The sequence below is a fragment of the Bacillus sp. V59.32b genome, assembly GCF_003429085.1.
Lineage (GTDB): Bacteria > Bacillota > Bacilli > Bacillales > DSM-1321 > Peribacillus.
This window is the reverse complement of sequence record NZ_QVTC01000102.1, coordinates 1-13675: the sequence shown is the minus strand read 5'-3', so window position 1 is coordinate 13675 and position 13675 is coordinate 1. Positions and strand designations below refer to the sequence as shown.

The 13675-nt window shown below is 43.1% G+C and carries 10 protein-coding genes; 1 reads left to right on the top strand and 9 read right to left on the bottom strand.

The genetic code is table 11. The annotated features are described in order from the left end of the window. Positions 1-99: 99 nt before the first annotated feature. Together D0463_RS18380 and D0463_RS18375 are read right to left on the bottom strand one after the other, a co-directional pair. Positions 100-1677: an aldehyde dehydrogenase family protein gene (locus D0463_RS18380; RefSeq protein WP_117308799.1), complete on the bottom strand. Its 1578-nt coding sequence runs from the start codon at positions 1675-1677 to the stop codon at positions 100-102. Between the two features lie 12 nt (positions 1678-1689). Continuing rightward, positions 1690-2790: an SDR family oxidoreductase gene (locus D0463_RS18375; protein ID WP_117308798.1), complete on the bottom strand. Its 1101-nt coding sequence runs from the start codon at positions 2788-2790 to the stop codon at positions 1690-1692. Between the two features lie 212 nt (positions 2791-3002). Between D0463_RS18375 and D0463_RS18370 the strand changes: the two genes are divergently transcribed. Next, the gene (locus tag D0463_RS18370) at positions 3003-4187 is read left to right on the top strand and encodes an FtsW/RodA/SpoVE family cell cycle protein (protein WP_254052858.1); all 1185 of its coding nucleotides are present in this window, start codon (positions 3003-3005) and stop codon (positions 4185-4187) included. Positions 4188-4719: 532 nt separating this feature from the next. Here the strand turns inward: D0463_RS18370 and D0463_RS18365 are convergent. The 7 genes from D0463_RS18365 to D0463_RS18335 form a co-directional block, all read right to left on the bottom strand. Further along, positions 4720-5745 (bottom strand): EAL domain-containing protein, encoded by a 1026-nt coding sequence (locus D0463_RS18365; protein WP_254052857.1) that lies wholly within the window; start codon positions 5743-5745, stop codon positions 4720-4722. 181 nt (positions 5746-5926) lie between these two features. Beyond that, positions 5927-6508, bottom strand: coding sequence for an ATP-dependent Clp endopeptidase proteolytic subunit ClpP (gene clpP / locus D0463_RS18360; protein ID WP_117308797.1), 582 nt, complete (start codon positions 6506-6508; stop codon positions 5927-5929). Between the two features lie 31 nt (positions 6509-6539). Next, complete coding sequence (locus D0463_RS18355; RefSeq protein ID WP_254052856.1) at positions 6540-7241, bottom strand: sigma factor-like helix-turn-helix DNA-binding protein; 702 nt, start codon at positions 7239-7241, stop codon at positions 6540-6542. A 151-nt stretch (positions 7242-7392) separates the two neighbouring features. Continuing rightward, positions 7393-9231 (bottom strand): LTA synthase family protein, encoded by a 1839-nt coding sequence (locus D0463_RS18350; RefSeq protein WP_254052855.1) that lies wholly within the window; start codon positions 9229-9231, stop codon positions 7393-7395. After that, positions 9228-10838, bottom strand: coding sequence for an aminotransferase class V-fold PLP-dependent enzyme (locus tag D0463_RS18345; RefSeq protein ID WP_117308795.1), 1611 nt, complete (start codon positions 10836-10838; stop codon positions 9228-9230). Before D0463_RS18345 ends, D0463_RS18350 begins: the two co-directional genes overlap by 4 nt. A 13-nt stretch (positions 10839-10851) precedes the next feature. Next, positions 10852-11400: a glycerol-3-phosphate acyltransferase gene (locus D0463_RS18340; RefSeq protein ID WP_117308794.1), complete on the bottom strand. Its 549-nt coding sequence runs from the start codon at positions 11398-11400 to the stop codon at positions 10852-10854. 183 nt (positions 11401-11583) lie between these two features. Next, entirely contained in the window at positions 11584-13161 is a 1578-nt protein-coding gene (locus D0463_RS18335) for a peptide chain release factor 3 (RefSeq protein WP_117308793.1), read from the bottom strand. Positions 13162-13675 lie beyond the last annotated feature (514 nt).

The window sequence follows — 13675 nt, the reverse complement described above, 5'->3', positions numbered from 1 at the left end:
TTTTCGAGGAGTCTCGCAGATTCCCTTCCCAAAAACAACATTATCGTTTAACAGAGCTTATCTTAAAAAGCCAAATTCAAGGTTGTTCTTACATACAAATCAAACTTGCCTATCTGATTTTTTTGCAGGGTTCCCCGGCCCTTTCAGCAATTTAAGATAAATCTGTCCGAATCTGGCCCAATTCGTTTTCCCTGAAAAATACTCTTTGAATAACGACAAAAAAAGTTCGTATTTCCCATTATAAGGGTACCACTGGATCTCTGACTTCCTCGTACCTGAGTCTTTAACAATCGCTTTTTCATGACAAAACATTCGAAGTCCGTTATCGCCATGGTACCGGCCGATTCCGCTTTGCTTTGCTCCGCCAAACGGCAGGCTGTGATTAGCGACTGACACGAGTACATCATTAATGACGACAGCACCGGTGACTAACCTTGCAGCCACCCTGTTTGCCTTCGAATCATCGGAAGTCCACACGCTAGAATTCAGTCCGTATTCACTATCATTGGCAAACATGACCGCTTGTTCTTCCGTATCAAAAGGAATGACAGGCAACACAGGACCAAATGTTTCTTCCGTCATGATTTTCATCGAATGATCCACATTTGATAATACCGTTGGCGGAAGGAAAAGCTTGTTGTTGATTTTCCATTGATTCGGGTCCTTGCCTGTCTCCAATACGGCTCCTTTTGCAAGGGCATCCTTGATATGGTCAGCGACGATATCTACCTGCGCGGGAAAGGTCATAGAACCGACATCATCAGCAAGCGTCGCCCCCTGCTTAAGTGCTATTGTCTTTTCCTTCAGCATAGCGAGGAAGTCTTCATAGATAGGCCGTTCTACGTAAACCCTCTCGACGCTCATGCAGGTCTGTCCGCTATTGGTGAAGGCTCCCCATAAAGCCCCATTCGCCGCCCGTTCTAAATTGGCATCCGCAAAGACAATCATCGGATCCTTTCCACCGAGCTCCAGCGTGCAAGGAATCAGTTTTTTCGCCGCCATTTCCCCAATGATTTTCCCTGTCCTTACTGAACCGGTAAAAAAGATATAATCGGGATTTTGTTCTGTTAACGCTGCGCCTACTTCCTTTCCGCCATGGGCAAATTGAATGACCCCTTCCGGAAAACCCGCCTCGAAAAACAGCTGTTCCATATACTGCCCGACAAGGGGCGTTATTTCTGACGGCTTCGCAATGACAGAGTTCCCTGCGACCGCTGCACTGTATATCGGAACCATCGCCAGCATAAGCGGATAATTCCACGGTGAAATCACGAGTACAGTTCCGCGCGGCATATAATCAATATACGATTTTTTGCCGATAAGCATGAGTGGTGTGGATGTCTTTTTTCGAGCCAGAGATTTCCGGGCATGTTTTTCTATATGGAGGATTCCATCCAAAGTCGGCATGATATCGGCGACGATTGCCTCGGTTTTTGCCTTGCCCGTATCCTTTGAAATGACTTCCGCCATCTCATCCATCTTTTCGACCATCAAGAGCCGTAATTTTTTTAAATAGACAAGTCTTTCCGAAACGGTCGTTTGTGACCAGGACTGAAAAGCCTGATTCGCGCGTTTATATAAAAAAGCAATTTCGCTAAGCGGCGTTTCGACCATTTCTCCGATTTCCTCGCCTGTTGCCGGAGAGTACACCTTTTGCTTCGTATTTAAATCGATCATATTCGCTCTCCCCTATCTAATTTGAATTTGGTACCTCTGGTCTTTCTTATTTTTCAAATAAAAGTCAACCATGGCAGGAACACCGTCGCTGAACCTTGGACAAACGATTCCTGATCCTTTTAAATCCGTCTGTGCCTGGGTACAGTCAAATACGCCCTGCCACGTAAAGTAATCCAAAGCTTCCTTTTCAATTCCCAAATACGATCTCACCGGTTTGATGGTCAAAAGCCCCCTGCTTACCGTTAGAGGAAGCGTACCTTTAGGCTTCCGCTTATATAGTTCATTGACAAATAATTCATATATCTCGGTTGCGGTATGAGGATTCGGGTCAGTCAAGTGATAGGTTTTGCCGGCTCCTTCCTTATATAATGCCAGATAAGAAGTTGCTTGTATAATGTAATCAACAGGAACCATATTGACGACGCATCCTGTTTCCCTACCAATTTTCGGGAATATCGGCAGGAAGCTTAACCGGTCAAGGAAGTTTAAAATGAAGTATGGACCATCGAATTTAATTGTTTCACCCGTCGCAGAATGGCCTTTTACGATTCCCGGCCTTATGATCGTTACCGGCTTTTCCTTTTTCATTTCCTCCACTAGAACTTCAGCCTCATATTTGGTCTTTTCATAATGATTTTTAAAACCAACGGGTTCGACAAGCTCCTGCTCATATAATTTACCTTCGCGGATACCGGCAACATATGCTGTACTAAAGTACACATACCTCTCAAGGTTATCCAATCCACGGACCCAGTCATTCACATTATTGGTACCGCTTACATTTACAAGCTGAGCCGTTTTCTCATCAATCGCTAAATCGTAGATCGCAGCTAAATGAAATACATGGGTCACTTCCGATCGAAAATGATCATTCATTTCCTGCGGGATTTTAAGCCCCTCTTTTGTAATATCTCCTTCTACAATCACAAATTCGGCAATCGTTCCCTGCATTTCTTGTTTAATCTTTGTAATCTCATAGGCGGCAGTCTCTTTTTGGCTCGGCAGAACGAGCATATAGGCCTTTGTAAAATAATCGTCTCTTTTTAAGAGCTCTCTGATCAGCTGATTGCATATAAATCCAGGAAAACCGGTGAAAAAGTATACATGTTCCATTATAATTCCTCCTAAAAAAGTATTAGTACGATTACGTACATAATAGTAAAACTTCTTTAGTTAGTCAAATGGTAGTTAGAAAATTCTGAAAAAATTGGGTATTTAAAATAAAAAAGGAGAAAAATTTTATTATGATTAAGCAGGTTTTTCCGTTACTATATAAGAATAAGTACTTTCAAAGTATGTTTTATACATAAGAGGTGAATGCACAATTGAAAAGAATATTTAAAGCTTATGATTACCCCATATTCATAGCTGTTGTGCTGCTCTCCCTATTTGGATTAGTCATGGTTTACAGTTCAAGTATGATTACAGCAGTGGCCCGTTACGAGAAAGAAATGGATTTCTTTTTTCAAAATCAAAAGAATGCCTTGATATTATCTTTTATCGTGATGCTCTTTGTCTCGATACTGCCATATAAATTATATAAACATAAAATATTCCTGATGGTCATGATGGGAAGCATTGCCATGCTTCTCCTGATCGTATACATCTTTGGACACACTGCCGGAGGTGCTACGAGTTGGTTCAAGCTCGGCGCGAGGAGCATGCAGCCTGCGGAATTTTCAAAGCTTGCAATTATCATCTATCTCGCGGCGATTTATGGAAAAAGACAGGACAGGATCAATAATCTTGATAAAGCGGTCATACCTCCAATTGTTTTTCTGGCAGGCATCTGTTTCCTGATCATCCTTCAGCCTGACTACGGAAGCGCCTTAATCGTTCTGGCCATTGCAGCCACGATTATTCTATGTTCGGGGATGAACCTGAAAAGCATTGTAAAACTCGGATTGATATTTTTACTGGTGGCCGGCATCATCGGCTTTGCTGTCGTGATAACCGGCAATTCTTCCGAAGTCATTTCAGAGGAAAGACTTTCGAGGTTCACCGGCCTTAACGATCCTTTCGAAAAGGAAGGAGATGAAGGCTTTCAACTGGCAAATTCATTGCTCGCGATTGGCTCGGGCGGAATAATGGGAGTCGGTCTCGGTGATAGCGTACAAAAATACGGCTATTTGCCGGAGGCGCATACAGATTTTATCATGGCTGTCATTGCGGAAGAGCTTGGCATTTTCGGGGTACTTTTTGTTTTGCTGACCCTTGGCTTCATCGTATTAAGAGGCTTTGTATTATCAGCGAGATGCAAGGATCCATTCGGCAGCCTGCTGTTGATCGGCATATCCTCGATGATCGGAATACAGGTTGCCATCAATGTCGGCGGGGTTACCGGGCTGATTCCAATAACCGGTATCACCCTCCCTTTCATCAGCTATGGGGGCTCATCGTTGCTGCTGTTAATGATATCCATGGGTCTGATGCAGAATGTCATCATGCGGATGAACTTATTGGAACAAAAGGAAGTCGTGCAGCAATCTGAGCAAAATCACAATATGTAAAACAGCAGGCGGATTAGCCTGCTCAGACTGTAGACAAACTCGATGAAATCGAGTTTGTCTGCAGTTATTTTTTTATTTGGCCTGTTAATGGGGTCTGTTGATTTCCGTTCCAGGCGCTTCGCGCACCTTAGGGGCGGGCGGTGAGCCTCCTCGTCGCATGCTCCTGCGGGGTCTCACCTGTCCCGCTGCTCCCGCAGGAGTCTTCGCGCCTGGAACGTTGATCAACAGGCTTTTAAACGTTTACTTTGGAACGTTCCTAAAATCTATTTTAAAATGGATACATAAAATGATTGAGGTGACGAAGATGCTTTCGAAAAACAATCCTATCCAGCGAGATCACTTCACACTCTTCCTGATTGTGTAAAAAATATGTGACCAAACCACAGATTTGGCCTTCCTGATCAAAAGAGGCAAATCCCGGCAAGGATGTGCAGTCATAACCCCCGCTGGAAATCACCATGTGTGCCTTGCCATTGCTGTATAAAAAATTGGGCTGCGATTTCCCGTTCAAGGTTTTTCAAATCGACTATCTTCATCGATTTTTCACCGCTTTTTCATCAAAAGATGGCTCGCTTTCGGGCTTCCCATAATAATATCCCTGCGCAAGGTCAATGCCGATTTCTTTGCAAAATTGGTGTTCTTCCTCTCTTTCCACTCCTTCGGCGAGTGTCAGTGTACCGATTTGCCCAGCTTGTTGCACAAGATTTTTTAAGAACTCCTGTTTGGCTTCATCTTGATCGCAATTCATAATATGTGAACGATCAATCTTCACATAATCTGGTTGAAGCTCATGCAAAACATCAAAGGTCGAAAACCCTGCCCCGAAGTCATCCAAGGCAACTTGCATCCCCTGTCGTTTATAGGTCTGGAAAATCTTCTTGAGATGGTCGATATCAGCGATCTTCTCGGTTTCCACAACTTCAAAAACGAGATCTCCAGGCAGTATTCCATATCGCTCGACAATGCTGAATGTATGCTTTAGACAGTATTCGGGATTATATATCGTTGACGGCAAAAAATTGATAAAGCTTTTAATACCATGTCTTACTTTCCCCTGGCGGCTTCTTATCGCCGTTTCCCTCGCTTTTTGATCCAAAAGACTATGCATTCCGGTATCCTGCGCAACCTGAAATAGTTCTCCAGGCGAAATGCGGCCAAGCGGATCAAGCAATAAAGATTCGTATGCAAATAGATGGTTGTCCTTCAATGATACAATCGGCTGGAAATATCCGTTGAAATCGGTCGATTGTATGATTTGCACGATCTCGTTCTTTTCAATTCTTTCGGCAATTTCTATGAAGGGATAGACGAATAACGGCTTCTCCAACTGATTGACCAACGTGCATGCAAGCATATTCGAACCGGCTAATGACTTCAGCCTATCAATCAACTGAAGCAGCATTGGCTTGGAGTCGTACCGGATAAAGCACCCTTCATCTATTTGATGCGTATTCGGCAGGGACTCCAGGATATGTGCTTGAACTCCCATTTCAATATATAAATAGCCATCAGCATAAAGCGTGAAATGAATCCCGCATAATTTGCATCCATTTGCCATGTATATCCCCCTATAAAAACTTCCGTTTTCAACAAATTTTACATGAAGATTGGATATTGCACCAGATATTTCCCCGTATGTTTGAATAATAAAACTGAAGTGTGGACAATAAAATCATTACGCTTCCATATAAAAACAGGGGCCGCGCTTGCAGCTCCTGTTTATCGTTTGTTGCTTTCGATTATTTAGGCAGGATGATCTCGTCGACAATCCCGTATTCCTTCGCTTCTTCTGCACTCATATAGTAATCCCTGTCCGAATCCCTGGCCACTTTTTCGACTGGCTGGCCGGTCCGTTCGGATATGATGGAATTAATATGTTCCCTCAGCTTCAGAATCCTTCGCGCGGAAATTTCGATCTCCGTCGCCTGCCCCCTTGCTCCCCCAAGCGGCTGGTGGATCATGATTTCGCTGTTCGGAAGGGCAAAGCGTTTTCCCTTGGTGCCCGCGATCAGGAGCATCGCCCCAAACGAAGCGGCCATGCCGGTACAGATGGTTCTGATATCCGGCTTAATATATTGCATCGTATCAAAAATCGCGAATCCGGCTGAAGTCGACCCGCCCGGGCTATTGATATAAAGCGAAATGTCTTTCTCTGGATTGTCCGCTTCCAAAAATAAAAGCTGGGCCACAATACTGTTCGCAAGGGCATCATTGATTTCATCGCCAATCATGATGATCCGGTCTTTTAATAAACGGGAATAAATATCATAAGACCGTTCGCCGCGGCTTGATTGTTCGATTACATAAGGTATTACACTCATAAAATATTTCCTCCCTGTCTGTATTTCATGGTTACGCAGCCATACAGAGAGCGTTTGAAGGAGCTTTTCTTGAAAAAGAACGAATGAGCATAGGCGTGGTTTTACCAGCTTTCAAGGATTCAATCGACGGGATTGCCCGGATCAGGATTTCAGGGTCCTGATATTTCAAAGCCTTGTATATGAAAGACGAAAGCTGTATGTCTGTTTCTTTATCCCAGTATATTTCAGCGGGACGCGTATCTTGTTTCAGCTTTGTGTTTTCCAGTCTTGTCTTTGCCCTGTGTAACGCAGATTTCACTGCCATTTCAGTTGTTTCCAGTATACCGGCAATCTCATTTGCGCGATACTGGAACGCCTCTTTTAATGTGTAAATAACCGCTTGCTTCGGGGTAAAATGCCTTTTTAATAGATCAATCGCTTCCATTACAGCATTGACCTTATCTTCTTGCCCCGTTTGTGCCAATTCAAGTACATCTTCAAGCGATTCATTTTTTCGTTTTCGCAGCGTATCAATCCAATGATTGTAGGCGATTTTATTCAACAACGCCGGACTGAGATCCTGTCGATAATGACGCAGCGCCTTCAGAATCGCTTCCTGAGCGATGTCGTCTCCATCCCATTTATTTTGCGAGAGGAACCGGCAGTATTTCTGCAGGTTAGGATACAGCTCCACAATGCTGTTTCCCTCGGTTTCCCTGTCAATTCCCATTCGCTCACCAAGCCTTTTGCTCATCAACGCTCACTCCTTTATCACCTCTCTATCTTTCAAACGTTTCATTGGCTTGAAAAGATACGGGGAGTGTAAATTTTTTTAAAAATTCCGCTTAGCATTACGTTCTTTTGGCCAGCAGAAGCTTCTTGATACGTTCATATTGAAAGAAAAGTTAGTGATTGTCCATGAATCTCAATAAATCGCCATAAATAATTTCATCCGATAAACCAAGATCATTCCTTACTGTTTCCTGATGCTTCTCACAGGCCTTGAGTCTTGCTTGCCCACCTGTTTTTTTATCAAAACAACTATTGTCTTTATAGATTGCCCGGTCGCTGACAAAACCTCCATCCCTGAAAATGACGGGATGGTCAGTGTTTCTTGTAAACAAATCATGTCCGAATGACATAAATTCCCCGGTTTCAATTCCCAATAAAGAAAGCAAGGTTTCCCGGATATCGATTTCCCCGCCCATGGTATTGATGGTTTTGCCGGACTGTCCAGGAATATGGATGATGAGTGGTACTTGCCTGTATTTCGTATGATTGACTTCATTAGGTTCGTCACCAAGCATGTCAGTTAAGGCCGCTTCATATTTCTCTGAAATCCCATAGTGGTCCCCGTAGAGAACAAACACGGTATCTTCATACATTCCCTTCGCCTTCAACCCGCTGAAAAGGCGTTTAATCGCTTCATCCTGATAGCGTACTGTCGTAATATATCGGTTCACAACCCCTTGGTCCGTAGTGGCTGCAGCAATCATTTGGTCTTCTTCATTCAGCAGGAACGGGAAATGATTCGTCAACGTGATCAGCTTGGCGTAATAAGGCTCAGGGAGGTTTTCGAGATGCTCAACCGATTGTTCAAAGAAAGGGATGTCCTTGATTCCGTAATTGACTGAATTCTCATCTGTTACTTGATAATCCGTTTTTGAGAAAAAACGGTCATAACCAAGTGTGGCATACATTTGCTCCCTGTTCCAAAACGATGGATCGTTTCCATGAAAGGAAGCGGCATAATAATTTCCGTTTTCCTTCAGGATTTTAGGAAGGCTTTGGAATGTATTTTCGGGTCTGCGGACAAAAACTGAACCGCCAGACAGCGGATAAAGTCCGGTATCGATCATAAATTCCGAATCGGACGTTTTACCCTGTGCCGTTTGGTCGTAAATCTGATTAAAGTAATAGCTCTCCTCAACCAGTTTATTTAAAAATGGCGTGATTTCTTCTCCATTTACTTTTTGATTGATGACAAAATCCTGCGTTGATTCCATGCTGATCAATACGAGGTTCTTACCCTTAGCAACCCCGAATAAATCGGACTTTCCCTTTTCCTTACCTGAAAGATATTCTTTCATTGTAGATGCATCTGATTTGTCCGCAAAAGCCCGGTCAATCGGCGAACGGAATCCGAGCGCGATATCATACAGATGATAATTGTAAGGACCGATTGTTTTGACCATCTCGCCGCGATTATAGGATGCTTGTGAAGATGAACTTAGGCCAAGCCCAGCCGTTACTAAAATCATTGCAGTTCCCGCAGCAATCCAGCGCTGCTTCGTTTTAGAAGGAATAAGTAACACGTCGCTTGATCGACTAAGCCACCAGGCGACGAAAATATCGGCAAACAGGAGCAGATCCCAGCCTTTCATCAATTCAAATGTACTCGGTCCGATACCTCCCACATTTTTAAATTGAAAAAGAATGGATACCGTTACAAAATCGATATAAAAGCGATAATATAATAAATCAGCATAAAGAAGTCCGGTGACCAAAACCATGATCGTGATTAATACACGGCGATTCAGCTTGCGGAGAAAGAAAAAACTGCATCCAAGCAGGAAGATCAAAGATCCAACCGGATTAAAAAGGATAAGCAGGATGTCCATGACACCATGTACCGGTAAGTCAAAGCCGATAAAAGAAACCATAACCGTTTTCAGCCACAGCGTGAACAGGCAAAAAAGTAAAAGGGTATATGAATTTCTGTTTATTCCTTTCCTGCTATTCATAAAGCGGCCGGCCATTCTTTTATAATCGCATTGGCTTCTTGTTTTATCACTACCGCGAGATAGGGCAGCGATTCCATATCCTGAACGCCCATAAAAGCAGCCTGAACCCAGTTCCTTTGCAACAAATAATCACTTTCATAACTTAAAAGAATATTTTTCTCCTTCATCCTGTCACCAAACTCCCTGGAGGAAATATCCGGCGGAAGGCAAATCGTAACCACGCCTGGTGAATACGTATGATCACCGATAACATTCAGCCCCTGTTCCTTAAAGTATTCCCTTATTTTTTCTGATGCAGGGAGAATAATCGCATCATGCCAGTTAAGGGCTTCATTGAGCGCTTTAACAAGATTGGAAGAATGAGTATAAGGCACGCTGCCGTTAACATAGTATAAACCGAGATCGATGTAGCGTGGCAGCGATTCATCAGGTGTAATTTCATCCCTATGAAATACAACCGCCAATCCAGGATATGATTTTAATCCCTTTCCGCTCACTGTCGCCGCAAGATAAATTTCTTTTAAATCAACTGGGATTACTCCAACCGAACTGCATGCATCAAGACAAAGCTCCACTCCATACTTTTTACAGATATCCAGTATTCCTGCCAAATCGTATAAATAACCGGTCGACGTTTCGCATTGGACAGTCCAAAGCCATTTTATTTCGCGGTGATTTAGCAGATAGTTTTCGATTTCATCCACAGTCACAGGCTCTCCCCACTCCTTTTCGAGCGTATGATAATCGAGCTTGGATCGCCGCGCATGATTGATGAGCCGATTGCCGAACTCCCCATTCGAAAGCACCAGTCCTTTTCCGGGTATTCTCGTCAGTTGAGCGGCAATAAACTCGTTTGCGAGCGTGCCTGTGCCGACAATCACCTGTGCAAAATTAGCATTCACATAGTGGCAAAGCTTACTCTGAACCTCTTTCATTTCTTCAAGAAAAACCAGCGAACGGTGAGAGATAGGCTGACTCGCAAACGCCTTTTCGACTTCTTCATGAACAGGAACTGGTCCCGGTAGGAAATTCAGCTGCTTCTCGACTGCTGCCTTTCGATTCATCATCCGTCTAAAAGCCTTTGTAGAATTTTCAAATTGTTCTTTAGTCAAAAACATCGGTTGAAACTTTGCATCCCCTTGTCCTATCAAACTACCAAATGGCTGGAATCCGATTCTTTTATATAGTTTAATTTGCCTATCAACGCCTGAAATAACTGCCATATTATATTTTTGCTCAAGGCAATAGGATACCAATAGCTCGACCAATTTATAAAAGACATAGCTTTTTCTGAATTCCTTTTTAACGGAAAGAAGCCTGACTTCACATGGAACGGCTCCATCAGGAAGAAATTCATCCAAGTTGCTTATTTTTTCATCAAGGGAGAACGGACGCTTTGCCCGCACGGATATCATGCCGACGACTTCATCTTGTTTCTTTGCGATAATATATGTATTTTCATGATCAAAACGGTCAACCAATCTGGACTGCTCATTTCGATTATGCTGTGGTATTTCCTCGACAAAGGTTTGATAATTCAATTTGTGGATCTGTTCAAACTCATCACGTTCTGATGCTACTTTATAAATAAGATGTAATGATTCCATATGATTCGCTCCTTTACGTAGTTGAAGATGGGGGCCCTTTCTTTGTATGTGCAAGGATGACTGCCATAAGCAATAATAGCAAGCCGATTGTATAAACCCAGTTCGCAGTGAAAAAATACGAAGAAATAGGGATAGTCGATAAAGAGACGAGCCCTGGTACAGTAAATTTACGAAACAATAGATAACCGACTCCCATTACGATTCCAGTAACGAGTATCGCTGCTGGCACTAGAAATAAAGTGGCTGACAAAAAAACGACTACCCCTTTCCCGCCGCGAAAACGGAGATGAACAGGATACAGGTGGCCAAGCAAAACCGCTGCTGAGCCTAAGATGACCGCCATATAATTGCCATCGGTAAGAAAGCTCGCTATCAAAAGCGCCAGAATGGTTTTGGCAATATCAATGATCAACGTCAAAACAAAGCCCTTTTTTCCAACCTGCCTACCAGCGTTTCGCGCACCTGCATTTCCACTTCCAAGGAGACGAATATCTTTCCCTGCCATAAATTTGGTTACATAATAAGCGCCATTCACACTTCCCAATGCATAAGAAATTATCATGATAAATAAATTCAGAATAACTTTTACCTACTTTCCCGAAAGCCAAACGGTTAAAATGACTCTTCATCTTTTCCATTATATAACATAATCCCTATGCATAACAGGTTAAATTATTGGTGGACAGTGGGACCTTCGGTAAATTGAAAAAGACCCGTGCCAGCTAAAGGCACGAGTCTTTTTCGATTATCTTAGATCCATTGGATTATATAATTTTATATCCGGGTTTTTATCATTGAACCAGCGCAAGGCAAATTCATTTTCGAAAAGAAAAGCGTATTTGTCATAACGGTCTTTAACGAGAATGCTTCTTGAGCTGTGAAGGTTTTCATCGATCTTCTCATCCTCGGCCCAGCGTGTGATCTTGCTTCCGATCCGTTCCATGACCACTTCTACATTGTATTCATTCTTCATGCGGTGCTCGAACACTTCAAATTGGAGCTGTCCGACGGCACCAAGAAGGTACTCTTCCATTCTTACTGTTTTGAACAGCTGGATGGCCCCTTCCTGAACAAGCTGATGAATCCCTTTATGAAAATGCTTTTGCTTCATCACATTTTTGGCAGTGACCCGGACAAATAACTCCGGCGTAAACTGTGGCAGGCGTTCAAACTGGTACATATCTTTACTTGTTGTGATCGTATCGCCAATCTGATAGTTCCCCGTATCATAAAGTCCGATAATATCCCCGCTCACCGCTTCGTTGACCGTATTGCGATCATCCGCGAGGAACCCGGTGGATGACGAAAGGTTGATGGGTTTTCCGGTTCTGCTTAGGAAAACACTCATTCCCCGTTCAAATTTACCGGAGCATATACGCAAGAAAGCGATTCGATCCCGGTGTTTAGGGTTCATATTAGCCTGTATTTTGAAAATAAATCCGGAAAAATCACCACCGACAGGATTTACTTCACCGTTCGTCGCCTCGCGAGGCTGAGGGGCTGGTGCAAACTTCAAATAAGCATCTAGAAAAGTTTGCACCCCAAATGTAGTCAAAGCACTTCCAAAAAAGACCGGGCTTAGCTCCCCTTTTGCAATTCTTTCTTCGGAAAATTGATTGCCTGCTTCAGATAACAGCATGATTTCCTCAAGCGTTTGTTCATAAAGCGCGGAATCCTTCAACTCATGTGATACAGCCAGTTCTCCTTCTTCATCAAGCGGCAGAAAACGATCCTCTCCATCACTCTTGAACTGCTCGATCCTGTTATTGAAACGATCATAGATCCCGACAAAATCTGTGCCCATTCCGATCGGCCAGTTCATCGGATAAGATTCGATACCAAGAACTTCTTCGAGCTCTGCAAGCAATTCCAACGGTGATTTACCCTGTCGGTCCATTTTATTAATAAATGTAAAAATCGGTATGCCTCTCATTCGGCAAACCTTAAATAATTTAATCGTCTGATCCTCGATCCCCTTAGCGGCATCGACAATCATTACCGCACTATCGACCGCCATCAGCGTTCGGTACGTGTCTTCACTGAAATCCTGGTGACCCGGTGTATCAAGAATGTTGACCCTAAATCCACTGTAATCAAATTGCATAACAGAGGATGTTACTGAAATTCCACGTTGCTTTTCGATCTCCATCCAATCACTTGTCGCATATTTCCCTGTTTTTCTCGCCTTCACCGTACCTGCATCACGGATCGCTCCCCCAAATAATAGCAGCTTCTCCGTCAATGTCGTTTTCCCGGCATCCGGGTGAGAGATGATCGCGAAAGTTCTTCTAGACTGAACCTCATCACGTAATGTATTATCCATAAAATAATTACCTTCCTTTATTTAAAGTTCTTATATATTTAAAATGTAGCCACACGGGCACCGAAATTTTTACATCGGATTGTTTGCCTTCTCTCTTCACATATCATTCAATTTTTTTTACTAAGTTACGATAATAATATATATTCAGGTGCCGCTTCTGTTACATTTACACTTAAAGTAATATATCACAATGCCTTCTCCCTTGGCTATATCCCTAAGGATGAAATATCGTTTCACTATGTTAGAAAAGCGCAAGCGCCCTGCAAGAAGAACGACTAAGACGGCCACATCGTGTGGCAACGTCGTTCTGACCCACATCCTGTGGGCCTCCGACAGTCATAAGACGAAACGCGAGGAGGCAGTTCCTAAAGTAAAACAGCGGTTTGGCTTATGACCCGAGGGGCTGGGCGCTGTAACTAGGCATCTGTCAAAATTAAAAAAGTGATACTTTCTTCTAAAAGGCTCTGTTAAATTCCATTGTTGATTTTCAAATGGTCATGGAATCTACTCGCTT